This is a genomic window from Planctomyces sp. SH-PL14, assembly GCF_001610835.1.
Taxonomy (GTDB): domain Bacteria; phylum Planctomycetota; class Planctomycetia; order Planctomycetales; family Planctomycetaceae; genus Planctomyces_A.
In genome coordinates this window covers 958,659-972,952 of sequence record NZ_CP011270.1, presented here as the reverse complement: position 1 = coordinate 972,952, position 14,294 = coordinate 958,659, and the positions used below count along the sequence as shown (strand labels likewise).

Here is a 14,294-nt window from a genome sequence, read left to right as displayed (position 1 = left end):
TGCTCCTTCAGACATCTCTCGACGGCCAGGCCTCCGGCGGGCAAGAGGGCGTTGCCCCTCTGCACTCCCCACCAGGGGTGCCCCCCTGGACCCCGGTGAGGCGGCACGCTGGTTTCTTGCCGTGCCGGATTTCGCTATACTTCGGGACTTGCGATTTCGTGCCAGCACGCGGCACGCTTCTGATAGAAGTCCCGGGGTTTCCATGTCGGCGAGTCGGAATCTGTTCGAGAAGGTTTGGGATCTGCACACCGTGGGAACTCTCCCCAGCGGACAGACACAACTCTTCATCGGCCTGCACCTCATCCACGAAGTCACCAGCCCCCAAGCCTTCGAAATGCTCCGCGACCGGGGCCTCAAGGTGCTCCACCCGGAACGCACCATCGCCACCGTCGACCACATCGTCCCCACCGACAACCAGGCCCGCCCGTTCCAGGACCTCCTCGCCGAACAGATGATGTCGGCGATCGAGAAGAACTGCCGTGAATTCGGCGTCACCCTCCTCAACATCGACGACAACCGCCAGGGCGTCGTCCACATCGTCGGCCCGGAACAGGGACTCACCCAGCCTGGCATGACGATCGCCTGCGGCGACAGCCACACCTCCACCCACGGCGCCTTCGGAACCATCTCCTTCGGCATCGGCACTTCCCAGGTCGCCTACGTCCTCTCGACGCAGACCCTGGCGATGAACAAGCCCAAGGTCCGCCGGATCACCGTCAACGGCAAACTGGCCAAAGGGGTCTACGCCAAGGACGTCATCCTCCACATCATCCGCAAGCTGGGCGTGAACGGCGGCGTGGGCTACGCCTACGAATACGCCGGCGAAGTCTTCGATCGAATGACGATGGAAGAGCGGATGACCGTCTGCAACATGAGCATCGAGGGGGGAGCCCGCTGCGGCTACTGCAACCCGGACCAGACAACCGTCGACTACCTCCGCGGACGCCCCTTCGCCCCCAAGGGCGAAGAGTTCGACCGGGCCGCCGCCTGGTGGCTCTCGCTCGCCTCCGGCAAGGATGCGAAGTTCGACGATGAAGTCGTCTTCAACGCCGCCGACATCGAGCCGACCGTCACCTGGGGCATCAACCCCGCCCAGTCCGTCGGCGTCTCCGAAGAGATTCCCGCCGTCGTCGCCTTCCCGGCCGACGAACAGCGCGGCGTCAAGGAAGCCCTCGAATACATGGACCTCCACGAGCAGCAGTCGCTCAAGGGGCTCAAGATCGACGTCGCCTTCATCGGCTCATGCACCAACGGCCGGATCTCCGACCTGCGGGAAGCAGCCGCCGTCGTGAAGGGGAAGCGGGTCGCGCCGGGCGTGAAAGCCCTCGTCGTCCCGGGGTCGCAGCTCGTGCGGGTCCAGGCGGACAAGGAAGGTCTCGGAGAGATCTTCGAGGCGGCCGGCTTCGAGTGGCGGGCCGCGGGATGCTCGATGTGCCTCGCCATGAACCCGGACAAGCTCCAGGGCCGCCAGCTCTGCGCTTCGTCCTCGAACCGGAACTTCAAAGGCCGTCAAGGCAGCCCGACCGGCCGGACGCTCCTCATGAGCCCCGCCATGGTCGCCGCCGCGGCGATCAACGGCAGCGTCAGCGACGTCCGCGACCTGATGTAAACCCGCCCTGGGACCACCCGCGCCGCGCGCCTGGGGCGACGATTCACCCGTCGATTCCGCCGCGAGGCCGGCATGGGGCCGCTGTTTGACAATCTGCGGGAATGGCTCCCCCTGATCGGGGGGATGCTGTTCCTTGCGCGGGCCGGGCGGAACTACCTCGACGACTGGCGCGCCGCCGGTCCGGTCCTCGTCGACCTGGGCGGGTTCCCCCTGGCCCGGTTTGCGGGCGGACTGTTCTGCGCGTCCCTCCTCTATCTCGGCTTCCGCTGGCTGAGGAGTCCGATCGGCTGGCTGGGGCTGGGGTTGCTGATCTCGCTTGTCTCCGTGGCCGCGCTGGCCCGGGTGCAGTTCTGTGAGAACGGCGTCTGGCACGGCTTCGGTCTCGTCAACTGGTTCGCGATCTCGGGCCACCGCTGGCAGGGGCACGCGAAACTCGTGCTGGAGGGGCCAGTCGACTGGTCCCTTCCGATCACGGTGTCGGTGCCGAGAAAGGCCCTTCCGGGAGTCAAAGAGGTGCTCCAGGAGAAAGCCCTGCGCGCGGGTTTTGCGGCGGCCGATGATCCCCTGATGGCGGATGGGGACCTGGACGATGAAGTCTCGTTTGACGCTCGCTGAGAGGCGGATATGGGACAGCTGTTCTGGGATCTCCTCCGATGGTGGCCGGTTATTGCCCTTCCAATCGCTCTCATGAACGAAGGCCGGAAGTATGTTCGCGGCTGGCTCGCAGCCGGTTCTGTGATCCACGACGCCGGATATTCCGTTGGGTTTCGATGGATCGCAGCGACGTTCATCGCATCACAGGCATTCATGCTCCGGCAGTTTTCGGCCGGCCCCCTGGCATGGCTGGGATTGGCGATCGTGGTGCTGATAATGCTGCCCATGGCGTTCGGCAGGTTGCAGATCTGCGAGAACGGCGTCTGGCACTACTGCTGGCTTCAGCGATGGACGTTCATTGGTGACTATCGGTGGAACCCGCAAGGAAAGCTCATCCTTTCGATCAACAGACGGTGGTATCGCGACATGGAGATCTCTGTTCCCGCCGCCGCTCAACCACGGATCGAGGCGTTTCTGCGGGAGGTGATCGTGAGAGCGGATGATTGGAATGTCGCTGAGACGCTGGAGTCGTCCGCCGCCGCAGTCCGCGGCGAAAATTGATCTCCTGATGATGTTGGGGCCGAACGAGAACAGGATTTCGACATGGACACTCCCGCGTGGACGATCGTGGATTGGCTCGGAAACACGGTCGTGTTGGCCGCAATTGTTCTGATATGGGGCCAACGCGTTCGTGACTGGCTTCGGGCGGGAGCGATTCTGATCCACTGCGGCGGGCCGACACCGAAGGAATGGCTGATCGCAATCGCTTTCGGCTTGTTCTCAATCGATGTTTGGCGGCGCCGACCTTCCGATTCCCTTGGTGACGCGCTCTCCGCGACGTTTACCGTCTCGCTGATCACCTGGATCCTCCTTCGACGGAATCAGGTCCGCGAGAATGGAGTCTGGTTCGGCGACGTCCTGTTTCCCTGGAGCGCGCTTCGGTCGTACTCGTGGGAGGGGGAACAGAAGCTCGTCTTGGACCCCTTCCAGACGCCTTGGAGGCCGATCGAGTTCCCAGTGCCGGACAACATTCGCGGCGACGTCGATCGCGTTCTGCGGCAGCACGTCAAGATGTCGATGGAGGTGAGCCGAGTGCCCCATGACTGACGCCCGCGATGTGGATGAGAGGAGGGCGGACGGAACGGACGATTCGACTTCCCCTGAACCGACCCTAAACTCCGGTGTCCGACTGTCGCGGTGGACGTCGCGGACGTCCGGGAGATCTTCAATGCCGAATTCGAACCTGCTGGATGCCTCTCGAGGGATCGCCGACTGGATCACCGGCCTCCGCCGTCGGATCCATCAGCACCCGGAGACGGCGTTCGAGGAGTTCGAGACAAGCCGCGTCGTGCGGGAAACCCTCGACTCCCTCGGCATCCCCTACGAACACCCCTTCGCCACGACCGGCGTCCTGGGACGGATCGGAAACGGAAACGGCCCCTGCGTCGCCCTCCGGGCCGACATGGACGCGCTCCCCATCCATGAGGAGTCCGGGGTCCCGTTCGCCAGCCAGGTCCCGGGCAAGATGCACGCCTGCGGCCACGACTGCCACACCGCAATGCTCCTCGGCGCCGCGCGGCTCCTCAAGGAGCGGGAGTCGGAGATCCAGGGGACCGTGAAACTCGTCTTCCAGCCGGCCGAAGAGGGAGAGAACGGCGGCCTCGTCATGTGCAACGAGGGGATCCTCGAAAACCCGAAGGTCGAGCGGGCCTTCGGGCTCCATGTCTGGCCGTATTTGCCCGCCGGAATGATCGCCGGCAAGGCGGGAGTCCTGCTCGCCTCCGTCGACATGTTCGACATCGTCGTGACCGGCCGCGGCGGACACGCCGCGATCCCGCACGCGACGATCGATCCGGTCGCCACGGCGGCGAAGATCGTCTGCGAACTGCAGACAATCGTCTCCCGTGAAGTCGACCCCTTCTCCCCCGCCGTCCTCAGTGTCACCGCGATCCACGGCGGCGAGGCCTTCAACGTGATCCCGGAAACGGTCGCCCTCAGGGGGACGATTCGCGGGCTCACGGTCCCCGTCATGGAACAGCTCCAGCGGCGGATCCGCGAGATCAGCACCGGCGTGGCGGCGGCCAATCGCTGCACCGCCGAAGTGAAATTCGGCGAGACGGTCATTCCGCCGACGGTGAACGACGCCGAGTGCTGGGAGATCACCCGCCGGCTTGGGCAGGAAGTCCTGGGACAGACGAACGTCGCTGACGTGTCGACCGTCATGGGGGGCGAGGATTTTTCCTACATCGCCCAACGGGTGCCGGCGTGCTTCGCCTTCGTGGGTGTGAAGGCGGTCGGCCGCGAGACGTTCGGCCTGCACCACTCCCGATTCAATCCGGACGAAGCGGCCCTCCCGGTCGGAACGGCGATGCACGTCGCCTTTGCGCTCGATGCTCTTGATTCGCTGCGCGGTGGAAGGAACTGAGCGTGTCCCCGTCTGATCTTGATGGAGTCCTGGCGTTCCTCCGCGCGGCGGAGCGGCTCAAAGACACCCTTCGCAGCTCCTACACGTCGTCGGGGCGTCCGGAGAGCGTGGCCGAGCACACGTGGCGGCTGTGCCTGATGGCGGCCCTGCTGCGGGATGAGTTTCCGGGGATCGACTTCAGCAGGCTGATCCGGATCTGCGTGGTCCACGATCTTGGCGAGGCGATCCGGGGGGATATCCCGGCGATTTATCAGGACACCGCGGTGCCGAAGTCCGCGGATGAGCGGAACGACCTGGTGACGCTGACCGCGCCGCTGCCGCCGCGGCTGCGGGACGAGGTTTTGGCTCTGTGGGACGAGTACGAGGCGGCGGCGACGCCGGAGGCCAAGGTGGCGAAGGCGCTGGATAAGCTAGAGACGATCTTGCAGCACAACCAGGGGAAAAACCCGGCGGATTTTGATTACGCGTTCAATCTTGGTTATGGGCAGCGGTACACGAGCGGACATCCGCTGATCGAAGCGATCCGGGTGGTGCTGGACGAAGAGACGCGTCAACGCGCCGCCCGATAGTCGACGCTCACCCCAAACCGGGTCCAGGGGCACCCTGGTGGGGGATGCAAGGGGGCAACGCCCTCTTGCCCGCCGGAGGCCTGGCCGTCGAGAGATGTCTGAAGGAGATCGTGTCCAAGCGCGGACACCGTGTCGGATTCCCCCTCACCAATCCGCGGGGATTGGAAAGCGAGCGGTGAGTCTTCAACGCCGGTCACACAAAGGGGACATCCGGTGTGTCCCATGGTTCCTCAACAGAAATGCCTCCGGCGGCAAGGGGGCGAGGCCCCCTTGACCCCGGCTGCCGTCGCACGTTGGGTTTGAGCAATGGGAGCTGCGCCGGCAAGGACGGGGCTCACGGCCTCACCCATCACGACGGAAACCGCTCGACGTGCACTTCGCCATTCCGGCCGAAGTATTGCACCTGCCGACCGGTGATCTGCACGAAGTAGCCGACGCACCCAGCGGCCATCGTCTTGCGGACAAAATCGAGATAGCTGTGCTCATTCCGCTGGCTCTGGCGGACCGCCGCTTCGACCTCGGCGGTAGAGAACGGAACGGCGGTCTCGTGGTCCGGATGCGGGACCGGAACAACCAGCGACTCGCCGTTTGCGAGATAGTACGTCGTCTCCTGCCGGCTATAGTCGGCGTGATACCGTTCGACCCCCTGGCTGGCGAGCCGGCCGATGATCTCGGGAAACGTGAGCGTCCCGGTCAGCGACCCCGCGGCACACTCGCGCATCGCCGCTTCCTGTTCGTTGTTCATCGCAGTCCTCATGGCTCCTCGGAATGGAATGTCAGTCCACCGGCAGGTCTTTCCAGCCATGACGGCGGACGATGTCTCGGAGCTGACCCACCAGGGCGGCACTCTCTTCGGGGGACAGATGGCCGAAGAACTCACGGTCGTTCTCATCGGCCAACCGGGCCAGGACCGGAACCAGCTTGCCTCCGGCAGCCGTCACGGCCACCGTCTGCCGACGCCGATCGTCCCCGGCCGCCGTCCGCTCTACGAGCTCCTTCTGGCAAAGCCGCTCGACGAGTTTCGACACCGTTCCCCGCGTCATCCCGAGCGTCTCGGCCAACTGACTCGGACTGATCCCCGGCATCTCATACAGCTCGCGCAGCAGGACCCACTCGGCGACGGTCACGCCCTGCGTCTCAACCTTCTGCATGAACGCGTGAGAGACATGGTTCGAGACAAACCGCAGCCAGTAACCGACATGGTCGTCGAGTCGGCTGACCGATTTCCTGGATGCCATGTTTCCGCCCTCGGCAAAACGGTTGCCTAGGAAACTATATTCACTCAAGCAAGCGTGTCAACGGGCATCTGGAAACCACGATCGCCTCACAAACATCACCGGGATGGTGTTGTTCGCGTATGTGTGAAATTTGAGAATTGACGACCGAAAACCGCGTCAGACGCGGCCGATGTCGTACGGCGAAAGCACGCCGAGTTCCCGCCGGATGCGGTCACGTTCGCGGTCAACCTGCTCTGGAGTCGCTCCCAAGTCGCGAAGCACGACTTCCGTCATCGCCAGCCCGACCTCCCCCTCGCCGGAGAGCACGAAGTCCGCCCCCGCCTTCTGGAGCGAGGGATTGTCTCGGAGATACGTCGTGCGGGCGATGACCTTGATCCGCCGGTTCAGCTCGCGTGCGGCCCGGATGATCTCGGGAGTCGTGGCCATCCCGGCAGCACTGAGGATCAACGTCTCCGCGTGTGGCACCCCCGCCTCGATCAGCGTGTCCCGGCTGCTCGCCTCGCCATAAACCGCGCGAATCCCCGCGTTCCGCAGCGACCGCACGGTCTCCAGGTTCATCTCAATCACGCAAGGGATGACCTCATTCTCGGCCAGGAGCCGGGTGACCGTCTGGCCGACGGGGCCGTAACCGATGACGACCGCCTTGTGGTGAGCGCGCTCGTCCGGCGTCTCGCTGGGCGTTCCACTCTGCGGGGCCTCCTTCCCCAACGACGCGAGCTTCGGAAATCGCCGAGTGAGCCACCGCTCCGCCGGGTCGATAAGGCGATACATGAGCGGGTTGAGCGTGATCGAGACGATCGCCGCCGCGACGATCACGTTCACGCCGGTCTCACTGAGGACCCCCAGCTGCCGCCCGAGACCGGCAAGAATGAACGAGAACTCGCCGATCTGCCCCAGCACCACCGCAACGGAAAGCGCGACCTTCAGCGGGTATCGCATGAGCGCCACGATCAGGAAGGCGGCGAGCGGCTTACCGAGCACCACGATCAGGATCGTCGCGACGGTCAGGACCGGGGCTTCGAGCAGCACCTTCGGATCGAGAAGGATGCCGGCCGAGACAAAGAACAACACGGCAAAAGCGTCCCGCATCGGGAGAGCTTCGTTGGCCGCCCGCAGGCTGAACTCGGACCGGCCGACCACCATCCCGGCCAGGAAGGCGCCGAGCGCCATCGAGACATCGAACAGCTTCGCCGCCGCCACCGCGATCCCGAGTGCGATCACGAGCGTCGTCAGTGTGAACAGCTCGCGGGACCGGGTTGCCGCCGCTTTCTCGAGCATCCAGGGGAGGATCCGCTCACCCGCGATGAAGGTGAAACCGGCCAGGAGGACGATCTTCAGGACCGCGATCCCGACAGTCGCGGCCACCTGAAGAGCACCGATGTCCTTTCCGGAGACCAGCGGAGGCAAAAGCACGAGGACGAGGACCGTGAACAGGTCCTCGACAACGAGCCAGCCGATCGAGATCCGGCCGATGGGTGTATGCAGGTCGTTGTTGTCGGAGAGAACGCGGGTCAACACGACGGTACTGGCAACCGACAGCGAGAGGCCGAAGACGAGACCGGCACTCAGGCTCCATCCGGTCGCCATCACGACGACGATGCCGAGCACCGTCGCCACGAGGCTCTGAACGATCGCCCCAGGAATGGCGATCCCCTTGACCCCCAGGAGCTCGTCGAGATGAAAGTGGAGTCCGACGCCGAACATCAGCAGGATGACGCCGATCTCGGCGAGCTGTTCCGCCAGGTGCTGGTCGGCGACGAAGCCGGGGGTATAGGGCCCCACGACGATCCCCGCCAGCAGATAACCAACGATCGGAGAAAGGCCGAGCCGGTGTGTGATCGACCCGCCCACCAGAGCGGCGGTCAGACCGGCGGCAATGGTCCAGATCAGTTGGTAATCATGCACAACTCCGCTCCCTTCTCAGAGTTTCTGGTACGACGTAACGGCACTCCCCTCTTAGTTGCCGCACAACGTCGACGGGAGCCGAATGGACCAGAAAAAGCGGAATTTTGTCGGATCCCCAAAGATCAGGGGGCTTGGCTGCGGACGCAGCGGAATCCGACGGCGTCATCCCGACCGGTCTGCGGGAACTCGCGGCGGGAGGAGCTGCGAAGATCGGGGTGGCGGTCCTTCCAGGATCCACTGCGAATCACGATGGCGGTCTTCGCCCCTTCGACCGGTCGCGGACTCCCGTCAACGGGAGCCCCCTCGTAGCTGCCGGCCCAGCCGTCGCCGCAGAACTCCCACAGGTAGCCGTGCATGTCGTAGAGCCCCCACGGATTCGGCTTGAGGGCCCCGACCGGCGGATCGTTCCCTGCGGCGTTACCGGTATGCCATGCGTACCGATCGAGCCGCGTCGCCCGGTTTCCCTGGTCCCCGTCCGCCGTCGCCTCGTCCCCGAAGCTGTACGCGGTCTCTGTCCCGGCCCGGCAGCAGTACTCCCACTCCGCTTCCGTCGGGAGGCGGATGACGTCAGTCGGCCCGATCAGCGCCGCCTCGCGCATCAGCCGCGTTACCCGGTCGCAGAACTCCTTCGCCTCCCCCCAGGTCATCATCTCGACGGAGTTCCGTGGCCCCTTCCATCGGCTGGGGTTCTTTCCCATGACCGACTCGTAGAGGTTCTGCGGAACTTCGTACTTGCCGATCGCGAATGGCTGGGAGATCGTGACTTCCGCCATCGGCCCTTCGGCGGGGGCCGCAGCCGACCCACGGCGGAAGGTCTTCGGAAAACCAGCAGTTCCCGGCAGGATGTCGACGAATTCGACGGCAAACTGCTTCAGGAGGACCTTCTGGTCCTCGCCGTACGAGCAACTGGCCAGGGTGATGAAGAGGCCGGTGAGGAGCAGGACGCGGGGCGACATGGGCATCTCCGGAGTTCGGCAAAGCTGGCCGCAGTGTATCCGCGCATCAGCCAGTCCGCAGGAGAGCCCTGCCGCTTCGAGGGGCGGAAGGATTCACAAGAAAACCGGGCGTTCCTCTGTGAGTCGGGAACGGTCTCTGCGGTATGGTGAGCGGAGAGGATGGTGAGAACATCATGTCGGCGGCGAATCTGGACAAGACGGTGGTCTATTTCGACGGGGTGTGCGGCTTCTGCAACAGCACCGTCGACTTCCTGCTGAAGCGGGATCCTGAGGGAAAGCTCCTGTTTGCCCCCCTCCAGGGCGAGACTGCCCGGGCGACGCTCTCCGAGCGCGACCGGGAAACGCTCGATTCCCTCGTCGTCCGCCAGCACGGCGCGGTCTACCGGCGATCCGCGGCAGTGGTCCGGGTCCTGTGGGAGCTTTCGCTTCCGTTGAAGCTCGCCGGTTGGCTGCTGTGGCTCGTCCCCAAGCCGCTGCGCGACCTGGGATACCGCCTCGTGGCGAAGGTCCGCTACCGGATCTTCGGAAAGCGCGAGACCTGCCGGCTTCCGCAGCCGGGAGAAGCCGAACGGTTTCTCCCATGAGGAACCGGGGCGAACAACGGATGTCCCCCTTTGTTGCACCAGCGTCGAGGACTCCCTCGCCCCATAACGCTCGCTTTGCAATCACTGCGGGTTGGTGAGGGGGCATACGGCACGGTGTCCGCGCTTGGAAACTCACTCCTTCAGACATTTCTCGACGAGAGGGCCTCCGGCGGGCAAAGGGGCGTTGCCCCTCTGCTCTCCCCACCAGGGGTACCCCCTGGACCCCGGTGAGGGGGGGATGCCTGTCCACCGTCCGGTGAACTGCCAATTCTCAACCAATCGGACCACGTTCGATTCCACTTCCGGACCGACACCGTGATAATGACCGGGCTGCGGTGCGCCGCCCCTCCCCCCGTTCGACGGGTCGGACACGGCCTCCACATAGTCTCCGTTTGTTTGCCCGCGTCGCCGTTCGTTCCCCAACTGGGACGGCCGGGACGCCTGATTCCAAGTTCTCCCAATGCTGGATCGCCCCGAAAACGCTCAACGGATCGTCATCACCGGAGTCGGCCTCGCCGCCCCCAACGGGAACAATCTCACCGAATTCCGCAGCGCCCTGCTGGCGGGGAAATCCGGGGTCGTCCAGTACGAGACCCGGTACATGGGCCCGGTCCTCGCCGGCGTCTGCAACTTCGACGAGTTCCGCTGGCAGAAGAAAAAGGACCGCCGCCGGGGGACGCGGGTCGGATCGATCTCGATCTACTGCGCCAATGAAGCGGTCCAGGACGCCGGGCTCGACTGGGCCCAGGTCGCCAAGGACCGAGTCGGGGTCTACCTGGGGATCACCGAGCACGGGAACGTCGAGACCGAGAACGAGATCTACGAGATCTCGAAGTTCGGCTACGACACCAAGACCTGGTCGCACCATCACAACCCGCGGACCGTGGCGAACAACCCGGCCGGGGAAGTGACGATCAACATGGGGATCTCCGGTCCGCACCTGACGGTCGGGGCCGCATGTGCCGCCGGAAACGCCGGATTCATCTACGGCCTGCAGATGCTGCGGCTGGGCGAAGTCGACCTCGCCATCGCCGGCGGGGTGTCGGAGAGCATCCACACTTTCGGCATCTTTGCGAGCTTCGCCAGCCAGGGAGCCTTGGCGACGCACGCCGATCCCGCGAAGGCGTGCCGGCCGTTCGACGTTCACCGCAACGGAATCGTGGTCTCTGAAGGGGGAGCAATCTGCACTCTGGAGCGGCTGCCGGACGCGATCCGCCGCGGCGCGAAGATTTATGGCGAGATCATCGGGTATGCGATGAACTCGGACGCCTCGGACTTTGTCCTTCCTCTTGCCTCGCGGCAGGCGGAGTGTGTCCGGATGGCGCTGAAGCGGGCGGGGCTGACGCCGGACGACATCGACATCGTCAGCAGCCACGCCACGGCGACGGAGCAGGGGGACATCGAAGAGTGCAAGGCGCTGCGTGAAGTCTTCGGCGATCGACCTTCGCTGGCGATCAACAACACGAAAAGCTTCATCGGCCACGCGATGGGGGCGGCCGGGGCGCTCGAACTGATGGGGAACGTTCCCAGCTTCGGCGACAAGCACGCCCATGCGACGATCAACCTCGGCGAGCACGACCCACGGTGCGAGCTGCGGCAGGTCGTCGCGAACACGCCGCGGAAGATGGAGAAGGTCGAACTGATCCTGAACAACTCGTTCGGGATGCTGGGGATCAACTCCGTCCTGATCGTGAAGCGGTTCCCGGCCGAGCACGGCGGGATCTACGCCTAGAGCGGGGCTGGCGGATCGTCAGCATCGTCCTTCTGCGCCGCGTCAACAACATGGCTCCTGCGATGACCAAGCTCAGCGTCAACATCAACAAGGTCGCCACGCTGCGGAACACGCGTCCGCTGGATCTTCCGAGCGTTGTCAAGGCGGCCCGGCTCTGTCTGGAGGCCGGGGCGGAGGGGATTACGGTCCATCCGCGTCCGGATCAGCGGCACATCCGTTCGCACGATGTCGATGATGTGGCCCGGCTGCTGAAGGACTATCCTCGGGCTGAGTACAACATCGAGGGGAATCCGTTCTTTGACGAGTACATGCGTCATGCGGAACGGGTTCGGCCGAAGCAGTGCACGCTGGTGCCGGATACGGTCGAGGCGTCGACGAGCGATCACGGCTGGGATTTGGCACGCGATGCCGAGCGGCTGCGGCCGGTGATTGCGGAGCTGAAGAGTTTTGGCTGCCGGGTCAGTCTGTTCATGGATGCGGACTCGGCGTGCATTCCGCTCGTCCGGGAGTTGGGGGCGGACCGGATTGAGCTTTACACCGCTCCGTATGCGGAGAGTTTCGGGACGCCGCTGCAGGGGCCGACGGTCGCGCAGTATCGGCAGGCGGCTCTGATTGCGGCGGAGGAGGGGTTGGGGGTTAATGCGGGGCATGATCTGAGTCAGGACAATCTGGGTGCGTTTCTCACCGGGGTTCCGAATGTTCTGGAGGTCTCGATCGGTCATGCGCTGATCGCGGAGGCTCTCGAAGTGGGCCTGCCAGAGACAGTCCGCCGCTATCTGCGAATCTGCACAAGCTCGTAGCGGCTCCCCAATCCTCACCGGGTCCAGGGGCACCCTGGTGGGGAGTGCAGAGGGGCAACGCCCCTTTGCCCGCCGGAGGCCCTCTCGTCGAGAGATGTCTGAAGGAGCACGTATCCAGACGCGGACAACGTGCCGGATGCCCCCTCACCAACCCGCGGGGATTCCAACGCGAGCGGCGAGTTCTCAACGCCGGTCCCACAAATCGGACGCCCGTTTCTTGCCACGGTTCCTCATAGGAGTGCCTCTGGCGGCAAGAGGGAGTGGCCCCCAACGCCGTTAACCCTGGTTCGTGTTCAAAAAGAAAGTCTTGATGCGACATGGCGTTGTGGAGACGCTTCGGTTCTCACACTGAAACCCACCCACTTCGCCCTCCCGAAAGGATTCGGGGATGCCGCATCAAGACCTGTCTCCGGATGTTGCGCTCAATTCTCGGCATCTCGAGAAAGCTCTGCAATGGCTTCTGGCTGGGACGGACTGGAAGACCATCCTCTTCCGGCACGACTGCACGTGGACGCCACCACTGTTGGTTCGAGCCGCCCTTCTGTGGGCCTGGTCCGATGAGCAGACACTGCAGGAACGGTTTGTCACGACCCACAGGCTGATGGCGCATCTGTTCCCCCATCACGGCCCTCTGGCCGGGTCGTCCCAGGCCTTCATGAAGCTCCTCCGACGCTGGACCGTTCCCCTGGTCTATCTTCTCACGACGGCTCTCCGAAAGCGGATTCGCCAGACGCTCCCCCGGCAGTGGGAATCCTGCGGTCTGGTGGTCTACGGGGTCGATGGCAGCCGAGTGGAGCTCCCTCGCACCCAGTCCCACGAGACGGCCTATGCCCCGTCGTTCAAGAGATCGATCCGGAAGAGGCGCCACCGCCGCCAACGGACGAGAACAGCCGCCGGGGCCAAGGCGGCCCGCGTTCCCCAGATGTGGCTGACGACCTTGTTCCATGTCGGGACGGGGCTTCCGTGGGACTGGCGGATCGGCCCCGCCGACAGCAGTGAGCGGGAACACGCCCTTCAGATGCTCCAGGACCTGCCCGAGGGAAGCTTGATGACGGCGGACGCCGGCTTCGTGGGCTATGACTTCGCCCGGAAAGTCCTGGGAAGCGGCCGGCATCTGCTGGTTCGGGTGGGAGCGAACGTCAAGCTTCTGCGGAAGCTGGGGTTCGTGCGGGAATCGCAAGGAACCGTCTACGTCTGGCCTGACGAGGCCGCCAAACGGCTCGATCCGCCTCTGGTGTTCCGGCTGATCGTGGCCCAGGGACCGAGATCTCCGATCTCTCTGCTCACGAGCGTCCGGGACCCGAAGATCTTGAGCGACCGGGCGGTCCTGGACCTGTACCGCAAACGCTGGGGAGTGGAACTGTTCTATCGAACCCTGAAGCAGACGTTCGGTCGACGAAAACTCCGCAGCCTGTCCTCCCTGAATGCCGCGGTCGAGCTCGAATGGTCGCTGGTCGGCCTGTGGGGCATGGGACTGTCGGTTGCAGTGGAACTGGCGAAGGCCCAGGTTCCGCTGTCTCGAATCAGCATGGCGGGAGTCTTGCGGTCGTTCCGTCGACTGATACGGGACTACCGGCATCCCGTTGTTCGAGGTCAGACGCTGTGCGCGATGCTGCGTGAATCCGTCACCGACCCGTATGAGCGGAAGAACAAGGCCAGCCGGGACTACACACGGAGGAAGAAGGAGCGGCCGGCGGGATCGCCAAAGATCACCAACGCCACGTCCCAGCAGATCGACCAGGCCAGGAGACTCAAGCTCCTCAACCGGGGTTAACGGCGTTGAGTGGCCCCCTTGACCCCAGGCTGCCTTGGCACGTCGGGTTTGACGTAGCAGAGTCGTGCTGGCAAGAACGCCTTGCTCCACACGGATGCAATCGAATCG

General features: G+C 64.5%; 14 protein-coding genes. 10 read left to right on the top strand and 4 right to left on the bottom strand.

All coding sequences use genetic code 11. The features are described 5' to 3' along the window. Nucleotides 1-202 precede the first annotated feature (202 nt). The 6 genes from leuC (at nt 203) to VT03_RS03940 (ending at nt 5,197) form a co-directional block, all read left to right on the top strand. Nucleotides 203-1,609, top strand: a complete 1,407-nt coding sequence (gene leuC / locus VT03_RS03965; RefSeq protein ID WP_075091794.1) for a 3-isopropylmalate dehydratase large subunit — start codon at nt 203-205, stop codon at nt 1,607-1,609. Between the two features lie 72 nt (nt 1,610-1,681). Beyond that, nucleotides 1,682-2,224, top strand: a complete 543-nt coding sequence (locus VT03_RS03960) for a hypothetical protein (RefSeq protein ID WP_075091793.1) — start codon at nt 1,682-1,684, stop codon at nt 2,222-2,224. Between the two features lie 9 nt (nt 2,225-2,233). Continuing rightward, nucleotides 2,234-2,764, top strand: a complete 531-nt coding sequence (locus VT03_RS03955) for a hypothetical protein (protein WP_075091792.1) — start codon at nt 2,234-2,236, stop codon at nt 2,762-2,764. A 42-nt stretch (nt 2,765-2,806) separates the two neighbouring features. After that, the gene (locus tag VT03_RS03950) at nt 2,807-3,310 is read left to right on the top strand and encodes a hypothetical protein (protein WP_075091791.1); all 504 of its coding nucleotides are present in this window, start codon (nt 2,807-2,809) and stop codon (nt 3,308-3,310) included. 121 nt (nt 3,311-3,431) lie between these two features. Further along, nucleotides 3,432-4,628: a M20 family metallopeptidase gene (locus VT03_RS03945; RefSeq protein WP_075091790.1), complete on the top strand. Its 1,197-nt coding sequence runs from the start codon at nt 3,432-3,434 to the stop codon at nt 4,626-4,628. Between the two features lie 2 nt (nt 4,629-4,630). Continuing rightward, nucleotides 4,631-5,197 (top strand): HD domain-containing protein, encoded by a 567-nt coding sequence (locus tag VT03_RS03940; protein WP_075091789.1) that lies wholly within the window; start codon nt 4,631-4,633, stop codon nt 5,195-5,197. A gap of 349 nt (nt 5,198-5,546) precedes the next feature. On the opposite strand, the gene VT03_RS03935 is transcribed toward VT03_RS03940, so the two are convergent. From VT03_RS03935 to VT03_RS03920, 4 genes are all read right to left on the bottom strand, one after another. Continuing rightward, nucleotides 5,547-5,942, bottom strand: a complete 396-nt coding sequence (locus VT03_RS03935) for a DUF1398 domain-containing protein (RefSeq protein ID WP_075091788.1) — start codon at nt 5,940-5,942, stop codon at nt 5,547-5,549. A gap of 31 nt (nt 5,943-5,973) precedes the next feature. Continuing rightward, nucleotides 5,974-6,435 (bottom strand): MarR family winged helix-turn-helix transcriptional regulator, encoded by a 462-nt coding sequence (locus VT03_RS03930; protein WP_075091787.1) that lies wholly within the window; start codon nt 6,433-6,435, stop codon nt 5,974-5,976. Nucleotides 6,436-6,591: 156 nt separating this feature from the next. After that, nucleotides 6,592-8,340: a cation:proton antiporter gene (locus VT03_RS03925; RefSeq protein ID WP_075091786.1), complete on the bottom strand. Its 1,749-nt coding sequence runs from the start codon at nt 8,338-8,340 to the stop codon at nt 6,592-6,594. A gap of 122 nt (nt 8,341-8,462) precedes the next feature. After that, nucleotides 8,463-9,296, bottom strand: coding sequence for a formylglycine-generating enzyme family protein (locus VT03_RS03920; RefSeq protein WP_231870591.1), 834 nt, complete (start codon nt 9,294-9,296; stop codon nt 8,463-8,465). A gap of 173 nt (nt 9,297-9,469) precedes the next feature. On the opposite strand from VT03_RS03920, the gene VT03_RS03915 reads away from it, so the two are divergent. The 4 genes from VT03_RS03915 (at nt 9,470) to VT03_RS03900 (ending at nt 14,186) form a co-directional block, all read left to right on the top strand. After that, nucleotides 9,470-9,880 carry a thiol-disulfide oxidoreductase DCC family protein gene (locus VT03_RS03915; RefSeq protein WP_075096908.1) on the top strand — a complete coding sequence of 137 codons (411 nt, stop codon included), beginning with the start codon at nt 9,470-9,472 and terminating at the stop codon, nt 9,878-9,880. A gap of 460 nt (nt 9,881-10,340) precedes the next feature. Then, entirely contained in the window at nt 10,341-11,612 is a 1,272-nt protein-coding gene (locus VT03_RS03910) for a beta-ketoacyl-[acyl-carrier-protein] synthase family protein (RefSeq protein ID WP_075091784.1), read from the top strand. 50 nt (nt 11,613-11,662) lie between these two features. Beyond that, nucleotides 11,663-12,412, top strand: a complete 750-nt coding sequence (locus tag VT03_RS03905; RefSeq protein ID WP_075091783.1) for a pyridoxine 5'-phosphate synthase — start codon at nt 11,663-11,665, stop codon at nt 12,410-12,412. Nucleotides 12,413-12,800: 388 nt separating this feature from the next. Next, nucleotides 12,801-14,186, top strand: coding sequence for a transposase (locus VT03_RS03900; protein WP_075091179.1), 1,386 nt, complete (start codon nt 12,801-12,803; stop codon nt 14,184-14,186). Nucleotides 14,187-14,294: the final 108 nt, after the last annotated feature.